We start from the raw sequence: 19,361 nt of genomic DNA, 5'->3' as shown, positions 1-19,361 counted from the left end.
AATACATGGCAGACGTCCATAAATCCGTCCTGCTCGGCTACTCGGCCGAGCAGATGTACGACCTGGTTACCCGCGTGGAGGACTATCCCAAGTTCCTGCCGTGGTGCGGCGGCGTGGAAGTCTTCGAGCAGACCGAAACGCTTCTCGACGCCAAGCTCCATATCCACTTCAACGGCATCAAGCAGTATTTCCACACGCGCAACGTCCAGGAGCGTCCGACTCGCATCGATATGACGTTCGCCGATGGTCCTTTCAAGACATTCAATGGGTCCTGGCGCTTTACGCCGCTGCGTGCCGACGCTTGCAAGATCGAATTCCACCTGCACTACGAGTTTTCCAGCTTCATTCTCGAGAAAATCATCGGTCCGGTATTCAGCATGATCGCGAATACCTTCGTCGACTCCTTCGTCAAGCGTGCCGAGGTGGTTTATGGCAACAAAGACTGAAGTGGCAGGAGTCGTGCGCGTGTCGGTCTGTTATGCCCGTCCGGACGGCGTGTTCCTGAAGGATATCGAGGTGGCGGCGGGTACGACCGTTATCGGGGCGATCAATGCCAGCGGGCTGGTCGAGGCTTATCCCGAGGTCGATCCGTCCACGCTTCGCGTGGGGATCTACGGCAAGCTCAAGACTCCTGACACGGTGGTGCGCACCGGCGATCGGGTCGAGGTTTACCGGGTGCTGACAGCCGATCCGAAGCAGGCTCGCCGCAAGCGGGTGCAGAAGACCCGCCAGACGGGAACGCGCGAGGGGCTGAAGTGGCTGCGCGGCGGGGGTGGCCAGGAGGGCTGACGGCCCCCGGGCGCTGCAGTCAACTGCGGGCTTTCAGCTGCAGTGCTGCGAGATCGAGTCGTTCATCTTTGCAAGTTCGGCCTCGCGCTCCTCGCCGCTCAGGCGATGGGCGGCGCCATCGGCGCCAGCTTTTGACACGCGCATGCCTTCGCGCAGGCCTGTCGCGTAGTTGCTCAATTCCTGGCACCGCGTCTGCCGTGCCAGTTGTTCGCGTTCCTTGGTGGCGGCTTCCAGGTCGGCCTTGAGTCGGGCTTCGCGGCGTTCGCGGAATGCCTGATCGGGATCGGCCGGGGCATCCGTCTTGTCTTTTACCCGGGCGGATGCCGGGCGCGCACGAGGTGCCTCCGGCCTGGCGTCGGGCTGGCCTTCGGCCTTGATGCTGTCGCCCTTGGCGGCGGCATCCGCTTCCACCGGGCGATAAGCCCCGGGAGCCCGGCCGGGCGCCATGATAACGGCGCGGTCCGGTACGGATGGCGGTGGCGGCACATCGCTGTACACCATGCGTCCCGTGCTGTCCTTCCATTGCCATTGTGAGAAGGCCGTGCCGGGGACGGCAACAGCGGCGGCGACAAGCAGGTACAGCGCGGACGATCGGTTCATGGCGAAGGCGTCTGGACGGGTTGGGCGATGGTGCTATCAGACCGCGGTGGGGTTGACAACGATGTGACCCCCGCGTCATTGCCCGGTAGTCTACTGAGACTTGTCCGTGGCATGCAAGCGCACGGACCATGCCACGCCGATCATCAGCAACACGATGGCGGCCATTTCCAGAGGGCGCGGCCAGCGGTGATCGAACACAAACCCATATGCCAGCGCGAACAGCGTCTCAAATACGATCATCTGGCCGGAAAGCGTCAGGGGCAGCCGCCGGCTGGCGATGTTCCAGAGGTTGTTGCCAATTAGCGACGCCCCGAGTGCCACTGCGGCATTGACCATCCAGAACCACTGCCAGTCGCGGCCGCTGCCCGGTGCGGTCAGGGCATCTCCGAGCACCAGCCAGCCGATGGCCGCGAGCACCACGGACACCAGTCCTGTCGACAGCCCATACAGCGCCGACCATTCGTTGCCGCTGTAGTGCGGGTTGCGCTGCAGGTAGCGGGCGTTGTCCACGGCGTAGAGCGTCCAGCAGACCAGTGCCCCCGCCGCGCAGGCCACGCCTGCAATCTTTTGCCAGACTGGTCGAACCACGGCACCCACGGCAGCGCCATGCGCGCCGGCGCCGCCGCCAAACAGATCGATATTGATGCAGGCGATGCCGGTGGCGACCACCAGCAGCGGCCAGATCAGGCGGGTCAGCGGCACGGCGCCGTGGTCGCGCCGACCCATGATGGTGACCGAGATCGGCAGGATGCCAATGATCAGCGACGTGGGGCCCACGCCAGCGAGTTGAACGCCAAACGCCAGCAGCACGTAGTACAGCAGGTTGCCGGTAAAGGCTTGCCGCAGCAGCGCCACGCAGTCCGCGCGAGTGAGCTTGCGGGCGATGCGCGCCAGCAGGGGCAGGGCGGCGAGGAGGGCCACCAGCCCGTAGGCCAGGTATCGGCCGATGGCCAGTTCCCATGGCGAAAACACCGGCAGCAGCTTCGGTGCGATGAACACCATGCCCCAGAACGCTCCCGCCAGAAGGCCACACAACACGCCGATTCCCATGGTCTCCCGATATGGTTGTCTGAAAGGGAGGCCGAGAATAGCAAAGGCCTTGCAAGAACGCATCAGCAAATCCTGCATTACTGTATAATCTGCTTTTGCGCCTAGAGGATTTGCTATGCGTCTTGTCCAGAAAGCACTCACATTCGATGACGTGCTGCTCGTCCCGGCCTATTCGGCCGTCCTGCCTCGGGATGTTTCCCTCCGCACCCGCCTGACCCGTTCGATCGAACTGAATATTCCGCTGGTTTCCGCCGCCATGGATACCGTGACGGAAGCACGCCTTGCCATTTCCATGGCACAGGCCGGCGGGATCGGCATCATCCACAAGAACCTGAAGCCCGCCGACCAGGCGCGTGAAGTGGCGCGCGTGAAGCGCTATGAATCGGGTGTGCTGCGTGATCCGATCACCATTTCGCCGGAAATGAAAGTGCGCGATGTGATCGCCCTGTCGCAGCAGCACGGTATTTCGGGTTTCCCGGTGCTGGAAGGCAAGACAGTCGTCGGCATCATCACCAACCGCGACCTGCGTTTCGAGGAAGAACTCGACGCCCCGGTGCGCGCCAAGATGACGCCGCGCGACAAGCTGGTGACCGTGGCCGAAGGTGCGCCGCTGGAAGAAGCCAAGCGCCTGATGAATCGCCACCGCCTGGAGCGCGTGCTGGTGGTGAACAGCGCGTTCGAGCTGCGCGGGCTGATCACCGTCAAGGATATCCAGAAGGCTGTCGACAATCCGCTGGCCAGCAAGGACGACCACGGCCAGCTGCGCGTTGGCGCGGCCGTTGGCGTTGGCCCGGACAACGACGAGCGTGTGGAACTGCTGGTCAAGGCAGGCGTGGACGTGGTTGTGGTGGATACCGCGCACGGCCATAGCCAGGGTGTCCTGGACCGCGTGCGCTGGGTCAAGCAGAATTTCCCGCATGTGCAGGTCGTGGGCGGCAACATCGCCACCGGCGCCGCCGCGCTGGCGCTGGTCGAACATGGCGCCGACGGCGTCAAGGTCGGCATCGGCCCGGGCTCCATCTGCACCACGCGTATCGTGGCCGGCGTGGGCGTTCCCCAGATCACTGCCGTGTCCAACGTGGCCGAAGCCCTCAAGGGCACCGGCGTGCCGTTGATCGCCGATGGTGGCGTTCGTTATTCCGGCGATGTGGCCAAGGCCCTGGCGGCCGGCGCGCACACCGTGATGATGGGCGGCATGTTCTCGGGCACCGAGGAAGCGCCGGGCGAAGTATTCCTGTATCAGGGGCGTTCGTTCAAGAGCTACCGCGGCATGGGTTCCGTGGGCGCGATGAAGGACGGCGCCGCGGACCGCTACTTCCAGGAAGACAACACGGCCAACGTCGACAAGCTGGTGCCGGAAGGCATCGAAGGCCGCGTTCCCTACAAGGGCTCGGTCATGGCGATCATCCACCAGCTGACCGGTGGCATCCGTGCCTCGATGGGCTACTGCGGCAGCAGCTCCATTGCCAACTGGCACGAGTCCGCCGAGTTTGTTCAGATCACCGCCGCGGGCATGCGCGAGTCGCACGTCCACGATGTGCAGATCACCAAGGAAGCGCCGAACTACCATATCGACTGATCCCGATATGGCCCGCCCGGGAAGGGCAACACGGCCGCGCTGGCTCCGTCGAGGTTGACGGGGTCGCGCGGCCGCGCCGCAAGAGGAGCGCCCATGAAAGTACTGTTGCGAGCCGTGTTGTTTTTCGACGCCTTGCTCGACTTGCTGCTCGGCATCCTGCTGCTGATGTCGCCGTTCACCACGCTGTACGCCGCGCTGCAATTGCCGCAGCCCCAGCCGGCCCTGTTCGGCCAACTGCTGGGCGTGGCGATGATTGGTTTTTCCTGGTTGCTGTTCCAGGCCACCGTCAACGGGCAATTGACCGTGACCGTGGCGCGGACCGCAGGCAAGGTGAACCTGGCCAGTGCCGTGCTGATCGCCGCCTGGACGATGTTCCTGGACATGCCCGTGCAGGGCGCCGGCAAGATCTGGCTGCTGACACTGGCAGCAGTGCTGATCGTCTTCGCCGTCGTGCAACTGCCGGCCGCCAAGAAGGTGCGTCTGCGCGAACGCGAGCTGCAGGCCGAACGCGAAGCGGAACGAAAGGCGGGACGGGACGTCCGTCCGGCCGATGTGTACCCCCCCGAAAACGAACCCGGCGGCGCCAGCCAGGCACGCCAGACGCCATTCTCCGAATACCGGCGCGAGCCGGTCATCACGCCGCCGCCCGGCTACGGCCCGGGCACCGAGGTGATGCCCGAACCCGAACCGGAAGCACCGCCAACCGCCCATCATGCACGACAAAATCCTCATTCTTGATTTCGGCTCGCAGGTCACGCAGCTGATCGCCCGTCGCGTTCGCGAGGCGCACGTCTACTGCGAGATCCATCCCAACGACGTTTCCGACGACTTCGTGCGGGAGTTCGCGCCGAAGGGCGTGATTATGTCCGGCAGCCACGCCAGTACCTATGAAGACCACCAGCTCCGCGCCCCGCAGGCGGTGTGGGACCTGGGCGTGCCGGTGCTGGGCATCTGCTACGGCATGCAGACGATGGCCGTGCAACTGGGCGGCAAGGTGGAGTGGAGCGACCATCGCGAATTCGGCTATGCCGAGGTGCGCGCCCACGGCCATACGAAGCTGCTGAACGGCATTGAGGACTTTTCCACCGCCGAAGGCCACGGCATGCTCAAGGTCTGGATGAGCCACGGCGACAAGGTCGCCGAGCTGCCGCCGGGCTTCAAGCTGCTGGCATCGACGCCAAGCTGCCCGATCGCGGGCATGGCCGACGAGGCGCGCGGCTACTACGCCGTGCAGTTCCACCCGGAAGTCACGCATACGGCCAAGGGCCGCGAGATGATCGAGCGCTTCGTGCTCGAGATCTGCGGCACGAAGGCTGACTGGGTGATGCGCGACCACATCGCCGAAGCGGTGGCCAGGATTCGCGAGCAAGTCGGCGACGAAGAGGTGATTCTCGGCTTGTCCGGCGGCGTGGATTCCTCCGTGGCCGCGGCGCTGATCCACCGCGCCATCGGCGACCAGCTGACCTGCGTCTTTGTCGATCACGGCCTGCTGCGCCTGGACGAAGGCAAGATGGTCATGGAGATGTTTGCCGGCCGTCTGCACGCTAAGGTCGTCCACATCGATGCCTCCGGGCAGTTCCTGGGCCATCTGGCCGGCGTGACCGATCCCGAGCAGAAGCGGAAGATCATCGGCCGCGAATTCGTCGAGGTGTTCCAGGCCGAGGCGAAGAAGCTGACCAACGCCAAGTGGCTGGCGCAGGGCACGATCTACCCGGACGTGGTGGAATCGGGCGGCACCAAGACCAAGAAGGCGACCACGATCAAGAGCCACCACAACGTGGGCGGCCTGCCGGAAACGCTGGGCCTGAAGCTGCTGGAACCGCTGCGCGACCTGTTCAAGGACGAAGTGCGCGAACTGGGCGTGGCATTGGGCCTGCCGCCCGAGATGGTCTACCGTCACCCGTTCCCGGGCCCTGGCCTGGGCGTGCGGATCCTGGGCGAAGTCAAGCGCGACTACGCCGACCTGCTGCGCCGTGCCGACGCCATCTTCATCGAGGAACTGCGCAAGACGATCGCCACCGAGCAGGACGCCGCCGCTGGCCTGTGCGAGCCGCAGCAGGTGGGCAAGAGCTGGTACGACCTGACCAGCCAGGCATTTGCCGTGTTCCTGCCGGTGAAGTCGGTCGGTGTGATGGGTGATGGCCGCACGTACGACTACGTGGTGGCGCTGCGCGCGGTGCAGACCACGGACTTCATGACGGCGCACTGGGCGCATTTGCCGTACTCGCTGCTGGGCCGTTGCTCGAATCGCATCATCAACGAAGTGCGTGGCCTGAACCGGGTCGTGTACGACGTATCGGGCAAGCCGCCCGCGACGATCGAGTGGGAGTGATCTAAGATAGCTTCACGCCGTTTCAAATAGTGTCAAAGATCACAAGAAACCCAAGCGTGACAAGGACTTAGGTGACTCATGTTGTCTCAGTCCGTATCGCCGAATCTTCAGAAATAAGGCGGTATTCGTGATGGTACGACTGGAAGCGGTGGAAATCGCCGCTTCCCGTACCGTCAGAGGGGCTGATGGTACCAAGCGGCAAACCAGAGTGAGGTTGATTTGCTGACTGATCGAGAGCTGAGTGCCCTGAAGCCCAAGGACAAAGCATTCAAGGTGAGTGACCGCGACGGCATGTACGTCGCGGTGCTGCCAACGGGCACAATTTCATTCCGCTACGACTACCGTTTAAACGGCCGGCGCGAAACGCCAGCTATCGGCCGGTACGACGTCGATCTGGCGCGCAAGCAAGCGCGTGATCCTGATGCGTTGGAGTTCGGCATGAGCGCATGAGCGTGTCTCTACGAGAGGCCCGCACGCTTCTGGACCGAGCCCGTCGAGAGGTGGAACGGGGTGTATCGCCATCACGCACCAAGGTGGAGAAGCGCACCACAGCTGCCGAAGCGCTGACGTGTTCCCCCAGCGACTGATGCGGCTTTGCGATGACGCCAAGGCAAAGCGCGGTCCCGCCGTGGCCATCCACATTCGCGAAGTCGTACAGGCGGTGTTCCGCCACGCGCAGGCCAGGGGCCAGGCGGTTGGCAACCCGGCCGAGGCTGTGCGCGCTAGTGCCGTTGCAACATTCAAGCCGCGCGATCGGGCGTTGACGCCAGCCGAGATCTGCAAGTTCATCGCTGCGCTGCAGAAGGTTGCAACCACGCCAACGCTGCGCCTGGCGCTGAAATTTGTGCTGCTGACCGGTGTGCGGAAAGGGGAATTTATCGACGCCACCTGGAGCGAGGTAGATTTCGATGCAGGACGCTGGACGATTCCGGCCAGCCACATGAAAGCGCGCAACGCTCACGTTGCCGCTGAGCGAACAGGCACTCGATATTCTGACGGCGCTGCGCTCTTGCTATGGGGCGAGCCAATACTTGCACCCGGGCCGCTACGACAGTGAGTCGCCGATCAGCAATGCCACGCTAAATCGCGTTATTGACGCGCGGCGGACGAGATCCTTCAAAAGGACGACCCAGAATTTCAGTCGTTCGGGGTGCACGAATTGCGGCGCACGTTCTCCACTGGCCTGAATCGGGCGAAGTTCGACGAGAGATGGATTGAGCTGAGCCTAGCGCACGCGCCGCGGAATAGGATCGCTGCCGTCTACAACGGCAGGGACTATCCAACGCGAAAATGCTCCACGTTTTGCCTGGCATTGACGGCCCTACGCAGCTAGTCGGGCATTTCCCCAGTTCCGTTCCAACCTCGGCCGTCTGCACTGCGATAGCGAGTCGCCGAAGCCGGATTCTTCCGGCCAGGTGTGCCACTGCGAACGGTGATCTCGCCAGAATCCAACAGGCGTATATACAGATAGTCCCAGGCGGCTAGCTCGGCGCATTCTACGATGTGTTGCGGCAACAGCAGGCCGAGGCTGTTGCTCCAGCGGTTCAGTTTGGTCGGCATAGTGCTACGGTTCACTCGTTGATCTACGACGTATAAATTGAGCAGACCTGCTTCTTCCACCTCAGCCTCCACGGCCAGCAGCACTACTGGCTAAGCCAACTTCTGCGCAATTGCCCCTGCTATGATGCAGGAACAACAATGAAATGGTGGAAACGATGGCGGGTCAATTGGCACCAGCGGAGGCACGGGTCGCAGTACTCGTAGACTGCGACAATACAAGCCCAGAGATCCTCGAATATGCCCTCCGGGTTGTGGCTCAATTCGGCCGTGTAGTCCTTCGCAGAGGGTACGGTAACCACGCTACGCTCGCGCACAGGTGGCAGGAAGCCATGGTCCGCCTCGCATTTACCCCCTGCCTACAGTATCAATACGCGGCGGGCAAGAATACCGCTGATATCGCCTTGGCCTTGGATGCGATGGAAGCCATGTTCGATTCCCGCGCCGATACCTTCTGCCTAGTCACCAGCGATTCGGATTTCGCCTACCTTTGCCGCAAGCTCCGGGAACGTGGCGCAACCGTGCATATCGTTGGGGAGGCCAAGACGCCTGACGCACTGCGAAATGCCAGCGATCAGTTCTTCGAGTGGTTGCCGCCAGAGCCTGCCGCGGAACCGGCGGACCCAGCAAAGCCGAAGGCTGCCGCGGCTCCTGCAAAGACCCCGACAAAGCGACGACCTAAGACCGTTATCAAGGCCGTCGAACTGCTCGCCGGCGACACGCCAGATGGCTGGGTAGGCTTGGGCGCTCTAGGCCAGTACCTCAAACGTACTGACCCCGCTTTTTCGCCCAAAGCCTTCGGCCATGCCGCTCTCTCTGACATGGTACGCACTTACCCCGACCTGGTCATGAACCAGCAGAACGGCACCGGTTTTTGGGTCAGCTTGAAGCCCAAGGCGGATGCAGCTGAGGGGTGATCGGCGCCCACACGAAAGAGGGGTGTTTACTTGGATCTGCCTGCGGTGGCAAATAAGACGTCAAAGGGGCAGCCAGCACCTGCAGCATAAATATCACTAGATCACGACCAAACCTGAGTCATCAAGCGCCTGACATCGCGGTTCTATTTTGAATGGCCGCTGCTTAAGCTCGCGGAATCGTTGCGGCATCGCATAGAATTATAAGATGCATTTAAACGCTGTCGAGATAGCCCATGATCAAGCTCCATCGCATACCCGCACGAGTTATTGCAATAGGTGCGGCGGCAGTATCTCCACTTCCACTGATTGTTTGGCTCTACTATTTTTGGGAAACTCCCATTTCCGACAATCCGGGGCAATGGAACAACTTTGGAACCTTTATAGGGGGAACAATTTCACCAATCATGGCCGTCGCCGCCCTAGCGGGCCTTATTTGGACTATTCAACAGGAAAGAGCTACCACAGACGAGGGCCTCTACCTCGAAATGGCAAACAGATGCTGGGAACGAGCTTTTGACAGCCTCAACAGCAACGGGGAGCCTAGACATGATCGCCTCGCGTGGCTCACCTGCGCGCGCCTGTTACTGGCGGCAGATGAAGTATCCACTCGACTCGACTCGGATTCATCGTCACACACGCTTCTGGCTGCCGAGAAGGCTCACTGGCGTCTACAGTTTTACGGGCTTCTGAGGCTTGGATCCGCTGCTCCCGCCCCTCTCGCCAGAGGCTATTTCGAGAGAGATGCATCTCCGTACGGATCTCCAATTGAGCCTCGATCAGTTCAGGTGATATTTGACTTCGCCAGATGGCCCGAGGGTCAAGTGGACCAGATCGACGGTGTAACGCTCTACTCGCTGGACAAGATCGACGTTCTTCCTCCGAGCATGTTGGGCGCACGCGAGTACTTAAGATCAAGTGCGGAAGCTAAGGCACGGCGAGAGACCTAGTTACAGCATAGTTGGACCTGCAGCGGTCGAACTCCGAGAGACGATAGTAGGATCACCGGCAGTCGCCTTGGCACTCGCGTTACACTCTGCTTCGCCCTTTCGGCGAAAACGCGATCAAAGAGATAGAACCTCGTCCCTGCCTTTTCCGTAGAATATCTGATAACTATGACAACTCCATCGGTCCGCGATCTTCCTGATTTCCCTGGCATAAGGAAGCTTGCTTCTGCACTATTTCGGCTGGATGCGCGTCATCATGGCGCAGCAATCATGATCGGAGCGGGGTTTAGTCGCAGCGCGGCACGTCACGTGGGCGGGGAGAGAAAAATGCCCCTCTGGGGCCAGTTTACCAAGCGACTTGAGAGCGAGCTCAACGTCAACGGGACAGACCTCACGTTCTCCGACCCTCTTCGCGTAGCAGAAGAATACCGCGCGTACTTTGGGCAGGCCGCACTAAATGACAGGATTCGACACGAGATCGCAGATGACTCGTGGCTAACCGGTCCGCTGCATCAACAGCTTCTTGAGCTCCCCTGGTCCGAGGTTCTTACCACCAATTGGGATACGCTGTTGGAGCGAGCCGCCAATAACGTCCATAGCCCGTACTATACCGTTGTGACCAAGACCTCCGATCTGGCTTGGGCACAGACGCCGCGCATAGCAAAGCTGCACGGAACAATTGGCGTTACTGAATCCTTCATTGCGGCGCAGGAAGACTATCGTACCTATCCCGAGCGATTTGCGCCTTTCGTAAATTTTGCGCGACAAGTGTTTATTGAAAACGAGTTTTGCTTGCTCGGGTTTTCGGGAGATGATCCAAACTTTGTGCAGTGGACTGGGTGGGTCCGTGACCACCTTGCTAATCATGCTCGAAGAATCTATCTCGTCGGTGCTCTGAACCTTTCTGCCGCTCGGCGCAAGCATCTTGAATCTGTGAATATTGCGCCGATAGACCTATGGCCTATTGTCGCTCACATAACCGACACAGATCTGCGGCATCAGAGAGCCGTCGAACTATTTTTGGAAGCACTGAAGACAGAAGCGTCATCTACAACCAAGCCGCATGAATGGGAACCGACGAATCTCGTCAAGAGTTCGATGAGTGCAGAGGACCATACTCGGGCAATAACAGATCCTGAGTACGGAGCAAAGCTACTGTCTGAGCAAATTGCAACATTAAAGCGGGATCGGGAAGCTTATCCAGGATGGCTTGTTTGCCCGCCCTCCCTTCGATGGAGCCTAGCTCACCAGATTAGCCATCCGCTGCCCAGCATGAAAAACCTGGCTGCCCTTGACGAAGGTGATCGCGCCAAGCTTCTGTACGAGATCTCTTGGCGGCATAGTGTCACCTTCCATGATGTACGACCGTGGCTTGCGGATGAGCTTTTCAAGTTCGCAAATCCCGATTTTTCATGCGCCCTTACAAGGCGTCAGCAACTGGAGATTTCACTTTTTCTTCTCAATAATGCACGTTGGATCGAATGCGACAGTGGAGATGAGCGGCGGGTTGGTGATCAGCGTGTTCTTGCCCTAATCGATAGCCTGAAGAAGTATGCCGCGTACTTGCCTGATTGCGCCGCGGAATTGGCATATCATCGTGCGATTGTTGCGCGAGACAGTCTTGATTACGACGGAATTGCTTCCTCAATCGAAGGTATCGTAGGCGAAAATCCTGTCTGGAAGCTTCGCCAAGCATCGATGCTCATGGAGCTCGCCCGCTTCGAGGAAGCATCGCAGATACTTGCCCAATGCTATGGCGAGCTACGGGAGGCCCATCGACGCGAACGCTCTTCCATCCCCATCCTGTCTCGGTTGATGTGGACGCACTGGCTATTGGAGGCGGCACAGCACGGAAGGTTGCGATCAAAGGACGTGGAGCTGCCCGCGTCCGCCGAAAATACCTATCGGCGGTTGAAATGCGATCCGTGGACTTGGCTGGATAACATTCGCGAAAGTACAGTGAAGCAATGGGAAGACTATCTCGAACGTCAGAAGTCCATAGAGCCACTGTTTGGGCAAGGGCACTATCGTGATCACTCTGGGAATCGGTCAGCAAGTGCCGACACTTCCATTGCAATACTCCTCGACGGACTGAGTAAGCAAATTGGCATTCCGTTGCGACTGCGAGGGGCTAGTGTCACTGTCAACCTCCTGGCAAGCAATGCGGAAAGAATCGTGCTATCCGCAGATCCGGACCGCGATCTACAAACGTTCATTCTCGCCATTCGGGCGGCAAGTTCCGAAGATTCAACTCCTATCAAGAGCGCATTTTCGCGCATCGGTGTCGCAAGAGCATCGCAAGACGTAGTCGATACGCTCGTGGCAAGACTCCTTGCCGCGATTTCCTACTGGCGCAATGAGAGACTCAAGGGGGCGTCGGACAGCCAGAAGGAGGCGATATCGATGCTGCGCGTGTTCCTTGAGGTTCTGGCGCGTTTGGCTGTTCGAGTTTCGTCCGAATGCGCCAAGCAGCTGTACTTACTTGGCGTTTCGCTCGGACAGCAAGCGGAATTTCAGCATTTTTGGCTGTCCGAGTCCCTAGAGAACCTGTTGACGCATGCGCTCACGAGCATACGTAGTTCCCAGCAAGGCGAGCTCTTGCCAAGCGCCTTGGCCTTTCCGCTCGCGTGTGAGGTTGCCACAGAACGATTTCCTCATTGGCCGAATCCCGTAATCGAGTACCTCCATGATCGATCTGCATACAGCGGCATTGGAGACCGAATCGCGCAACTCATTGAGGTTGTCGCCACAGGTCGCCCCGATGCCAGAAGCGAGGCACTTCTGCGGCTCCTGCCCTTGTCCAAAGAATCCAGCTTTTTGGTCTCGTCGGAACACGAGAAGCTTGCTTCGGCGATTTGGGGTAACCCACCTAATTACCTCACGCTTCCCAGCACTGGCCTCTTTGCCCATGCACTGCTGATGCTGCCTTGCATGGACAAGGAGCGGGCCGAACAACTCGTACGCGCGTATCTTTTTGACGACAGTGGTGATGTTCTGGAGAATACTCAGAAGGAGCTTCGAGTTCATCCATCGCCTGAGATTCAAAGTGCCGTTCAAACCTATGACGGCATAGCAAACGCCGCAGCCAATGAAAGGACGGCATTGTTTCCCACGGCTGCTCAGGCCCAGATTCTTTTCGACTGCCTGATCTCGTGGCGCCCGGTTGAGGATACCGACGGATGGTTTAGGGATCGCCGGCAGCGCCTGAAGGATCCCGTGGGCCGCGCCCTGGCCAATGGGATTGTGCCGGCGCTCGCTCCAAAAACTCTTCGGCAGTTTGAGCAGATCCACGACTTTCATCTGCAAATTCAACACAATTACGCGGTCCTGCCGGCGTTCGTCTATTTTGCCCACATTGACGATAGTACCGCCAAGGTCACTGAAAAAATCATCCGGAAGGCACTCTGGAGCAATAGGTCGGATTCGGTCAGTTATGCAGCCCTTGCTCTACGAAGGTGGATGCACCTACCAGACTCCACTGGCTCGGCGGAGTTCACAAAGCTTGTTTCGACAGTAGTAGCGATCATTGAGTCAGGCCGCACTGTTGGATTGCATCAACTGATATGGCTTGCCGAAGAACTGCTGACTCGTCAGTGCCTGTCAGATGATCAAATTAAGGCGCTGATTGAGGCAGTACCCACTGCATTCGAATCGGCTAGCTACATCAACATCGACTATGCAAGCCAGGAGGCAGTGAACGCATCCACTATCAGGGCGGCATTGGTGAAATTGGCGCATACACTGACGCTGCTGCATCCGCACGCTCAAGCATTGGAAGACGTTCTTGCCAAGTCGCGAGTCGATCCACTTCCTGAGGTCAGGTTTGCTCTAGACACGACCGCAGCTTGATTGGCCTGACTGGTCGGTCGATCCTTTTCGACCGGCAGTCTGATGGCAGCCAGCGTGGGACCTGCCGTCACATCCCGCCATGATGGAGGGCAACTACTCGGAGGATCAACGTCACTTCTGTGGTCCCGTGACCATTTCGTCGGCAAAGATGGGAAGTCACCGCTTGGCACATTCAAAGCAAGCTTGGGATTATCCGCGTTGACACTGGCCGGATGTAGCGAGCCAACATTGTATTCGAGCGGTGTCCCGTTTGCTCTTTGATCTGGTGAGGTTGCAATCTGGCTTCGACTGCCGTCGGCACGTATCCTTGCTCGCAAGCTGTGTCCCGAGACGGCGGACGAGTTGCCGCCTGGCCGTATTGTCGCAGCCTTCACGATCAACGCAACCGACTGCGCAGACAGAGCTGCGCTACCCACTGTATCGTGCCGGTTCACGGCGCGGAATACCCAGCCCGAAGCAATCCCTGCTAATTCCAGCCACTGCCGCAGCGCCTTGACGGGACACCTGGCGCCTATCGCGTGCGGGACGAATACCGTGCGCCCTGCGCCGGCCTGGTCCGCGCCAAGGAGAGTGTTGCAAAGCTAGCATAGCTGCGCTGTCTTGACGGTATCTGTGACGGTATGGCAGAAATGCGACGACCGCAAAGTTAATAACCATGCGGGTTTGCCGCACAAGTTGACGATCGAGTGGGAGTGATTTGACGCCCCTTCCGGGGACTATCGCGAGCTAGCCGGCCAGCGGAACAGGTCGGCGGCGGAGGTCGCGATAGAATCCGGAGGGCGTTTCAAATTCCTCGCGTTTGCTTTCCAGACTTACTACCCAATCCAAATCGCGCACCGCGTAACCTCAAGCCCAACTCCCGGACTTGCAAGGCTCCTGATCGCAATCGCGATCGCATGTGCGTGACGGTATCGCCGTCCGGCGCCGTCGCCATATCCTGCCGGCCTCTCAAAACCGGCTGCTCAACGACATCCCCCCGATGACCTCCGCGGTTTGTGCGGCGCGCTAAAGAACCGCGTCGCGTCCGCCCCGACGCGTATTTCGTCATCAGTGCGAGCCTGATCAGCGAATTTCCCGCACAGCGAATCTCCCGCATTTTTCCACCAGCCTAAAGAGTGTTTTCCGCAGGGGCTATTTCCTTTCGGCGCGCGGAAATATAGCGTTCAGCCATTCGTATTCGCATGCCACAAAGGAGACCATGCAAACGTCACAGCCATTCATCTATGAGGCGAATGCGGCTCGCGTCGTGTTCGGTGCGGGCGCGTCGGCGCGGGTTGCAGAGGAGGTTGAACGGCTCGGCGCCGCGCGGGCGCTGGTGCTTTGCACCCCCAACCAGGTGGCGGAAGCGCAGCGCATTGCTGACCTGCTGGGGTCCCGGTCGGCAGGCATCTTTGCCGGCGCCGTCATGCATGTGCCGGTCGAGAGTGCGCGCGAGGCGGTGGCCCGTGCGCGCGCTGCCGGCGCCGACTGCGCCGTGGCCATCGGCGGGGGCTCGACCACCGGCCTGGGCAAGGCCATCGCGCTGGAAACCGGCATGCCGATCGTGGCGATTCCCACCAGCTACGCAGGCTCGGAGATGACGCCAATCTATGGACTCACGGAGGCCGGCCTGAAACGCACGGGCCGCGACCCGCGCGTGCTGCCGCGTACGGTGATCTACGATCCGACGCTGACGGTCGGGCTGCCCGTGGGCTTGAGCGTGACCAGCGGTCTGAACGCGGTGGCGCATGCGGCTGAAGGCCTCTATGCCCGCGAAGCCAACCCGGTGATGTCGATGATGGCCGAGGAGGGCATCCGGGCTTTGGCCAGCGGCATCCCCGCCGTCTTCCGCGAACCGGCCGATCTGGACGCGCGTGCGCAGTGTCTCTACGGTGCGTGGCTGTGCGGCACCGTGCTCGGCAACGTCGGCATGGCGCTGCACCACAAGCTGTGCCATACGCTGGGCGGCAGCTTCAATCTGCCCCATGCCGAGACTCACACCATCGTGCTACCCCATGCCATGGCGTACAACGCCGCCGCGGCACCCGAGGCGATGGCGCGTATTCAGCGGGCCATCGGAGTGACGGATGTTTCGGCGCCGGCCGCATTGTTCGACCTGGCCGCGCGTCATGGCGCACCCGTCGCGTTGCGCGACATCGGCATGCGGGAGGAGGACCTCGACCGCGCCACCGACATCGCGCTGGCCAACCCCTACTGGAATCCCCGCCCGATCGAGCGTGAGCCGATCCGCGCCTTGCTGCAAGCCGCCTACGACGGCGTGCGGCCCGCGTGAGGGCATCCATCCTGTGACACCCAAACAAGAATTCGGAGCGAGACCATGAAGATTGGCTTTATCGGAACCGGCAAGATGGGCTTGCCGATGGCGCGCCATCTGGCTGCGGCTGGCAACGACGTCCTCGTCCATGACGTGGCGCCCGCACAAGTCGCGGCGGCGCGGCAGGCCGGCCTTTCCGTGGCGGCGTCGCTCGCCGAAGCGGTTGCCGACGCGGAAGTCGTATTCAGTTCCATGCCGCACGACGCCGCCTTCGCAGCCGTTGCCGCACAGGTGGCCACTGCGGCCAGGCCGGGCGCGCTCTACATCGACACCAGCACGGTTTCGCCCACGGCGTCGGCGGAGGCGGCCGCTGCATTGGCGGCGCGCGATATCGGCTACCTGCGCGTCACCGTATCGGGCAACAACCACATGGCCGAGGCCGCCAAGCTGACATCACTGGTGTCCGGCCCGAAATCCGCCTATGAGCGCGTCCGGCCTTTGCTGGCTGCGCTCGGCCCGGCCCAGTTTTATCTTGGCGAGGCGGAGGAAGCGCGCCTGATGAAACTGGTCGTGAATCTGCTGATCGCGCTGACCAGCGGCATGCTGGCCGAGGCGCTGACGCTGGGCAAGAAGGGCGGTCTGGACTGGGCGGCCATGTGGGAGGTGATCAATGCCAGCGCCGTGGCGTCGCCGATCGTCAAGGCAAAATCCGCGCAGCTGGCCGTACACGACTACACGCCCACGTTCACGGTGGACCAGATGCTCAAGGACGTCGGGCTGATCCTGGACGCGGGCGCGCAGTTGCGTGTGCCGATGGGCCTGACGGCCCTCTACGGCCAGATGCTGCAGGGTGCCGCCGCGCAGGGCATGGCTGGCGACGACTACGCAGCGGTGATCAAGTCGGCGGCGCTGGCTGCCGGCGTGAGGACGGCCTAGGGATTGCCCGGACCGGACGTCGTCCGGTCTTCGCCGGGCCATCCGCGCTGGCTACGAGGTCCACTTGCGCTCGTAGTCCATGCGCTGGAAATGGCCGACCAGGAACTCGATGAACAGCCGCACCCGTGCCGGCAAGTGATGCCGGTTCTGGAAGGCGATATTGACGGTCAGCCTGGGCAGGTCCCAGTCATCGAGCACGGGGATCAGGCGGCCCGCGACGATGTCGTCATAGAGGATGTATTTGGGCTGCACCAGGATGCCCATGCCTTCGAGTGCCGCCGCGCGCAGCACCTGGCCGTCGTTTGACTCCATCTTGCTGCGCACCGACACCACGCGTTTTTCGCCATCGCGCGTAAACGCCAGCTCATTGGGGCGGTTGGCGTACGCGTAGATCATCATTTCGTGATCGACGAGGTCTTCCACGCTGCGCGGCGTGCCATTGCGATCGAGGTAGCGCGGCGATGCCGCCAGCACGCGCCGGGTCTCCGCCAGCCGTCGCACGGTCAGGTTGGAATCCGGCTCGAACTCGCGTGTGCGGATCGCCAGGTCGATACCGCTGTCCATGATGTCGTAATAGCGGTTGGCGGTCAGGATATTGACGCTCACCTTCGGATAGAGCTCGGTGAACTCGGGCATCAGCGGCGCCAGATGCTTCATCGAGAACGACAGCGACGCGGTGATGGTCAGCATGCCGCTGGGCTCCAGCACGGTGGCGCTGACGTCGGCTTCCGCCTCCTTCATCTCCGCCAGCACTCCCTTGCAGCGCTTGAAGAACTCCTCGCCCACCTGCGTCAGGAACAGCCGGCGCGTGTTGCGCTCGATCAGCCGCGCGGAGAGCCGTTGCTCCAGCGCGCTCAGGTAGCGGCTGGCCGCCGCGTTCGAGATCTCCAGGCTTTCGGCGGCCTTGGTGATGCTGCCGAGCTCGGCGGTTTGTACGAACAATTCGATTTCGGTCCAGCGGTCCATGCCTTGTCTCCGCCTCCTTTCGGTGTGCGGGATTCTCCCGCGCAGTGGAAAGAAGATTTCCTTGTACGTCGTTTTTTTCCGCTTTTGGCGAGTATAGACTGCCTCGGTGCTCTCGCGGCAATCGTTTGCAGCAAGCGATGCCGGGCACGCAAAAACTACGAAAGCGCCTGGAAAGGCGATGAATGCGAAGGCGGCTGACTCCGTGCCAGCCGCCGGGCCAAAGGAGACAAATGGCATGACGCGTACCCTGATTCGCGGGGCGACGCTCGTCACGATGGAGCCGGCTCACGGCGAGTTCATCGGCGACCTGCTGATCCACGGCGAGCGTATCGCCGCCATCGCACCACATATCGACGCCCCCGATGCCGAGCAGATCGATGCGCGCGGCTTTATCGTGGCGCCCGGTTTCATCAATGCCCACATGCACACCTGGCAGACCGCGCTGCGCGGCGTGGCAGCCGGGTGGACGCTGACGGAATACTTCCGGCAGATGCATGCGGGCCTGGCTACGCGCTTCACGCCCGAAGACATCCACATCGCCACCGAGGTCGGCGCGTGGAACCAACTCGACTGCGGCACCACCACGCTGGTGGACTGGTGCCATAACAATCCCACGCCTGCCCATAGCGATGCCGCGCTCGACGCGCTGGAGCATTCCGGCATCCGCGCCGCCTTCCTGCACGGCTCGCCCAAGCCGGACCCAAAGCCCGGCGTGGCCCCGTTCTGGGAAACCCCGCATCCGAGGCGCGAAGTCGAACGTCTCGCCCGGCGCTTGCAGGGTTCCAGCCTTGTGAGCCTGGGTCTGGCGATTCTCGGCCCGCACTATTCGACGATGGACGTGGCGCTGCACGACTTCTCGCTGGCGCGCGAGTTCGGCCTGCTGGCCAGCATGCACCAGGGCGGTGGCGCCGCGCGTACGCCCAATGGCTGGGAGCGGCTCGAAGCCGCTGGCCTGCTCGGCCCGCACATCAATATCGTGCACGGCAACAACCTGAGCGATGCGCAACTGGCGCGCTTTGTCGATGCGGGCATGAGCTTTTCGGTGACACCGGAGAACGAGCTGACGCAGGGCCACGGCTTTCCCATCACGGGCCGGCTGCGTCGACTGGGCGCGGCACCCTCGCTCGGCGTCGACCTGGAATCCGGCCTGTCCGGCGAGATGTTCGTGGCGGCGCGCATCGCGCTGGGCATCCAGCGTGCGCTCGATCATGCCGCGTACCGCGCGCAGCACGGCGAGATCGCCGCCCGGCATGAGGTGAGCTGTCGCGATGCGCTGGAATGGATCACGATGGCCGGCGCGCGCATGCTCGGCCTGGCCGACCGCATCGGCTCGCTGGCCGCAGGCAAGCAGGCCGACCTGGTGCTGATCGACGCGCGCCGGCTCAACATGATGCCGCTGCACGACCCGGTCAGCGCCGTCGTAATGCAGGCCAGCCTGGCCAATATCGACAGCGTGTTCGTGGCCGGCGTGGCTCGCAAGCGCGGCGGCCGCCTGCTGGTCGACGGGCTGCCGGCGAAGCTGGAGACGCTGCGCGCCTCCGGCGAGCGCCTGCTTCACAAGCACGCCCACACGCCCGCCCACGCATAA

The 19,361-nt window shown here is 61.5% G+C and carries 16 protein-coding genes; 13 read left to right on the top strand and 3 right to left on the bottom strand.

Features of this window, described 5'->3' with window-relative positions:
- Positions 1-5 precede the first annotated feature (5 nt).
- Positions 6-446, top strand: coding sequence for a type II toxin-antitoxin system RatA family toxin (locus BLR29_RS01090; protein ID WP_092133933.1), 441 nt, complete (start codon positions 6-8; stop codon positions 444-446).
- Positions 430-789 (top strand): RnfH family protein, encoded by a 360-nt coding sequence (locus BLR29_RS01085; RefSeq protein ID WP_092133931.1) that lies wholly within the window; start codon positions 430-432, stop codon positions 787-789. Before BLR29_RS01090 ends, BLR29_RS01085 begins: the two co-directional genes overlap by 17 nt.
- 33 nt (positions 790-822) lie before the next feature.
- On the opposite strand, the gene BLR29_RS01080 is transcribed toward BLR29_RS01085, so the two are convergent.
- Positions 823-1,389 carry a DUF4124 domain-containing protein gene (locus BLR29_RS01080; protein WP_092133929.1) on the bottom strand — a complete coding sequence of 189 codons (567 nt, stop codon included), beginning with the start codon at positions 1,387-1,389 and terminating at the stop codon, positions 823-825.
- Positions 1,390-1,479: 90 nt separating this feature from the next.
- Positions 1,480-2,439, bottom strand: a complete 960-nt coding sequence (locus BLR29_RS01075; protein ID WP_092133927.1) for a DMT family transporter — start codon at positions 2,437-2,439, stop codon at positions 1,480-1,482.
- A gap of 115 nt (positions 2,440-2,554) precedes the next feature.
- Between BLR29_RS01075 and guaB the strand changes: the two genes are divergently transcribed.
- From guaB to BLR29_RS01035, 10 genes are all read left to right on the top strand, one after another.
- The gene (gene guaB, locus BLR29_RS01070) at positions 2,555-4,018 is read left to right on the top strand and encodes an IMP dehydrogenase (RefSeq protein ID WP_092133925.1); all 1,464 of its coding nucleotides are present in this window, start codon (positions 2,555-2,557) and stop codon (positions 4,016-4,018) included.
- 93 nt (positions 4,019-4,111) lie between these two features.
- Positions 4,112-4,756 carry a hypothetical protein gene (locus BLR29_RS01065; protein ID WP_092133923.1) on the top strand — a complete coding sequence of 215 codons (645 nt, stop codon included), beginning with the start codon at positions 4,112-4,114 and terminating at the stop codon, positions 4,754-4,756.
- Positions 4,731-6,350 carry a glutamine-hydrolyzing GMP synthase gene (guaA, locus tag BLR29_RS01060; protein WP_092133922.1) on the top strand — a complete coding sequence of 540 codons (1,620 nt, stop codon included), beginning with the start codon at positions 4,731-4,733 and terminating at the stop codon, positions 6,348-6,350. The genes BLR29_RS01065 and guaA overlap by 26 nt, the downstream gene beginning before the upstream one ends.
- Before the next feature lie 219 nt (positions 6,351-6,569).
- Positions 6,570-6,800, top strand: a complete 231-nt coding sequence (locus BLR29_RS32675; RefSeq protein WP_218132677.1) for an Arm DNA-binding domain-containing protein — start codon at positions 6,570-6,572, stop codon at positions 6,798-6,800.
- 178 nt (positions 6,801-6,978) lie between these two features.
- Positions 6,979-7,407 carry a tyrosine-type recombinase/integrase gene (locus tag BLR29_RS32350; RefSeq protein ID WP_176860854.1) on the top strand — a complete coding sequence of 143 codons (429 nt, stop codon included), beginning with the start codon at positions 6,979-6,981 and terminating at the stop codon, positions 7,405-7,407.
- Between the two features lie 658 nt (positions 7,408-8,065).
- Positions 8,066-8,824: an NYN domain-containing protein gene (locus BLR29_RS01050; protein ID WP_092135353.1), complete on the top strand. Its 759-nt coding sequence runs from the start codon at positions 8,066-8,068 to the stop codon at positions 8,822-8,824.
- Between the two features lie 233 nt (positions 8,825-9,057).
- Positions 9,058-9,771, top strand: a complete 714-nt coding sequence (locus BLR29_RS31840) for a hypothetical protein (RefSeq protein ID WP_143018404.1) — start codon at positions 9,058-9,060, stop codon at positions 9,769-9,771.
- Between the two features lie 165 nt (positions 9,772-9,936).
- A complete protein-coding gene (locus tag BLR29_RS01045) occupies positions 9,937-13,617 on the top strand; it encodes an SIR2 family protein (RefSeq protein WP_092133920.1) in 3,681 nt (1,226 codons plus the stop codon).
- A gap of 1,198 nt (positions 13,618-14,815) precedes the next feature.
- On the top strand, positions 14,816-15,889 hold the full coding sequence (locus BLR29_RS01040; protein ID WP_092133918.1) for a maleylacetate reductase: 1,074 nt from the start codon (positions 14,816-14,818) through the stop codon (positions 15,887-15,889).
- A 45-nt stretch (positions 15,890-15,934) separates the two neighbouring features.
- Positions 15,935-16,807, top strand: a complete 873-nt coding sequence (locus BLR29_RS01035) for an NAD(P)-dependent oxidoreductase (RefSeq protein ID WP_092133916.1) — start codon at positions 15,935-15,937, stop codon at positions 16,805-16,807.
- Between the two features lie 51 nt (positions 16,808-16,858).
- Here BLR29_RS01035 and BLR29_RS01030 read toward each other — a convergent pair whose 3' ends face one another.
- The gene (locus tag BLR29_RS01030) at positions 16,859-17,773 is read right to left on the bottom strand and encodes a LysR family transcriptional regulator (protein WP_092133914.1); all 915 of its coding nucleotides are present in this window, start codon (positions 17,771-17,773) and stop codon (positions 16,859-16,861) included.
- 235 nt (positions 17,774-18,008) lie between these two features.
- On the opposite strand from BLR29_RS01030, the gene BLR29_RS01025 reads away from it, so the two are divergent.
- Positions 18,009-19,361 (top strand): amidohydrolase family protein, encoded by a 1,353-nt coding sequence (locus BLR29_RS01025; protein WP_092133912.1) that lies wholly within the window; start codon positions 18,009-18,011, stop codon positions 19,359-19,361.

Source organism: Cupriavidus sp. YR651 (genome assembly GCF_900101625.1).
Taxonomy (GTDB): Bacteria; Pseudomonadota; Gammaproteobacteria; order Burkholderiales; family Burkholderiaceae; genus Cupriavidus.
The sequence above is the reverse complement of the archived record's forward strand: the minus strand, read 5'-3'. Positions and strand labels throughout refer to the sequence as shown.

Excerpts from the sequence above, each read along its gene's own strand:
- BLR29_RS01090 (WP_092133933.1), top strand. The coding sequence starts at position 6 with ATGGCAGACGTCCATAAATCCGTCCTGCTCGGCTACTCGGCCGAGCAG.
- BLR29_RS01085 (WP_092133931.1), top strand. The coding sequence starts at position 430 with ATGGCAACAAAGACTGAAGTGGCAGGAGTCGTGCGCGTGTCGGTCTGT.
- BLR29_RS01080 (WP_092133929.1), bottom strand. The coding sequence starts at position 1,389 with ATGAACCGATCGTCCGCGCTGTACCTGCTTGTCGCCGCCGCTGTTGCC.
- BLR29_RS01075 (WP_092133927.1), bottom strand. The coding sequence starts at position 2,439 with ATGGGAATCGGCGTGTTGTGTGGCCTTCTGGCGGGAGCGTTCTGGGGC.
- guaB (WP_092133925.1), top strand. The coding sequence starts at position 2,555 with ATGCGTCTTGTCCAGAAAGCACTCACATTCGATGACGTGCTGCTCGTC.
- BLR29_RS01065 (WP_092133923.1), top strand. The coding sequence starts at position 4,112 with ATGAAAGTACTGTTGCGAGCCGTGTTGTTTTTCGACGCCTTGCTCGAC.
- guaA (WP_092133922.1), top strand. The coding sequence starts at position 4,731 with ATGCACGACAAAATCCTCATTCTTGATTTCGGCTCGCAGGTCACGCAG.
- BLR29_RS01050 (WP_092135353.1), top strand. The coding sequence starts at position 8,066 with ATGGCGGGTCAATTGGCACCAGCGGAGGCACGGGTCGCAGTACTCGTA.
- BLR29_RS31840 (WP_143018404.1), top strand. The coding sequence starts at position 9,058 with ATGATCAAGCTCCATCGCATACCCGCACGAGTTATTGCAATAGGTGCG.
- BLR29_RS01045 (WP_092133920.1), top strand. The coding sequence starts at position 9,937 with ATGACAACTCCATCGGTCCGCGATCTTCCTGATTTCCCTGGCATAAGG.
- BLR29_RS01040 (WP_092133918.1), top strand. The coding sequence starts at position 14,816 with ATGCAAACGTCACAGCCATTCATCTATGAGGCGAATGCGGCTCGCGTC.
- BLR29_RS01035 (WP_092133916.1), top strand. The coding sequence starts at position 15,935 with ATGAAGATTGGCTTTATCGGAACCGGCAAGATGGGCTTGCCGATGGCG.
- BLR29_RS01030 (WP_092133914.1), bottom strand. The coding sequence starts at position 17,773 with ATGGACCGCTGGACCGAAATCGAATTGTTCGTACAAACCGCCGAGCTC.
- BLR29_RS01025 (WP_092133912.1), top strand. The coding sequence starts at position 18,009 with ATGACGCGTACCCTGATTCGCGGGGCGACGCTCGTCACGATGGAGCCG.